Origin of the sequence: Promineifilum sp. (SeqCode), from assembly GCF_041918635.1 — a bacterium.
In the GTDB taxonomy this organism is placed as follows: Bacteria; Chloroflexota; Anaerolineae; order Promineifilales; family Promineifilaceae; genus Promineifilum.
Window position 1 is genome coordinate 1 of sequence record NZ_JAYRVJ010000737.1, and the last position, 1,594, is coordinate 1,594.

A 1,594-nucleotide genomic window follows, 5' to 3' on the forward strand; every position below is an offset into this window, starting at 1 on the left:
CCGCGTATCCTCCGCCAACCCTCGCCGGATGGCCTTCAGCGCCGCTTCCTTGCCGCTCCAGATGGCGTTGGCGTAGACGTGGTGCAGGCTGAAAGCCTGCGCTACAAGCTCTCGCTCCGCCGCCGTGAAGTAGTCCTCAATGAACCCATCCGACCGCGGCTCAATCGCCTCGATGTCGCAGCCCAGCGGCCGGCTCTCGCCCAGCATGGCCGCGCAGAACGCCCACTTTCCGGCGTGGCTGATGGACAGCGTCAGCGCCGGGGCCGCGTCGCCCAGCGCCGGCAGCGACACCTGCGGCCAGCCGTCGGCGTGTCGCAACACAACGATGCCGTCCGGTGGCAGATCGTGCCCCAGGTCGGCCAGCACGCGCCGCAGCAGCCGCTTGGCCGTCAGCCGGCCGAGCAGCCAGTCGCGACGGCGCTTGTCGGTTTTCAGCGCGGCGAATGCGGCTAATTCCTCCGGGCTGAGTGACCCACCGGTCGTGTCCGGCGACGCATGGGCCGCGCCGTTCTGGCAAAGCCAGTAGATTGCGCCGCCGGGTGTGGTCAGGGAACCGCTGTGTGCTTCGCCGTACATGGTCGCCGGATTATAGCTGGAAAGCAAACCGCCCGCCGGGAGAGGGAGGGCCGGCGGGCGGTTTGTGGGGTAAGTAGTCAGGCGATTCATCGCCGTCCTTCTTTGTCAGGTGCAACCCACCTCAGAAGGTGGGTCGCACCTGCGTGCAGAACGACGTTGAATCGCCTGACTACGAACTTCTGATTACAGGCTAACCTCACCGGGGAGATCGACGGTGCGATACCCCTTCAGGTCTACGTAGACCGCGCCGCTCTCATCGACCACCAGGGCGTGGTAGGCGTCGCCGCCGTCCACCGCCTCGACCAGGGCGTAGAGCCGTTGGCCGTTGGCCGCTTCCGGCTGGCGATAGGTCGTCACCGACTCGATCCCCAGCGGCAGGGCCATCGTGCCATTCGTCTTGATGTCCCACACGCCGGCCGTCTGGAAGCACAGTTCGATCAGCCGCGGGGCCATGACCGAGGCCGGCTCGCCCGGGTTGGTGTTGGCCGGCAGGCCGGCGGCCATCAGACCGACGGCCGTGTTGCCCTGCACGTCCGCCCGCTCGAGCACCTGGTAGGCCGGGCCGTGGAAGTAGATGCGGTAGATGGCGTCGGCGGTGATAGGCAGCGTCTCGGCCGCCGGCGGCGCGAACGCCACCGTTTTGGCGTCGAGTTCGCGGCCCAGCAGCACCTTGGCCGTGAAGTGCACCTTCTCCTGCGGCGGCAGGCCGGGCTTGCCCAGCTCGCGCACCGACTTCAGCGCCGTCCGCGCCACCAGGTTGCCGTCAGCCGCCGGGGCCGCCGTGGCGCTCAGGTAGAGCGTCTGCGGCTTCATCCGGTAGAACTTGAAGGGCGCGTGGAACTGCTCGTCGAAGACAGCCGCCACCCGGTAGCCGGGGGCCAGCGCCCGCGCCAGTTGGCCGAACGATTCGGTGCCCATGACGCCGGGCAGCAGGGGCGTGCCCTCCATCGCGTGGTCATAGAGGAACGGCTGCGCCTTCGGATCGAGGGTCGTTTCCACCTCCAGCCCGCCGTAGAGC

At 68.3% G+C, this 1,594-nt stretch carries 2 protein-coding genes; both read right to left on the bottom strand.

Annotation, left to right across the window (positions count from 1 at the left end):
- On the bottom strand, positions 1-666 hold a 666-nt coding region (locus ACE3UY_RS21420; protein ID WP_374689512.1), incomplete at its 3' end, for a 4'-phosphopantetheinyl transferase superfamily protein.
- A 93-nt stretch (positions 667-759) separates the two neighbouring features.
- A partial coding sequence (locus ACE3UY_RS21425) for a polyketide synthase dehydratase domain-containing protein (RefSeq protein WP_374689513.1) occupies positions 760-1,594 on the bottom strand: 835 nt, incomplete at its 5' end.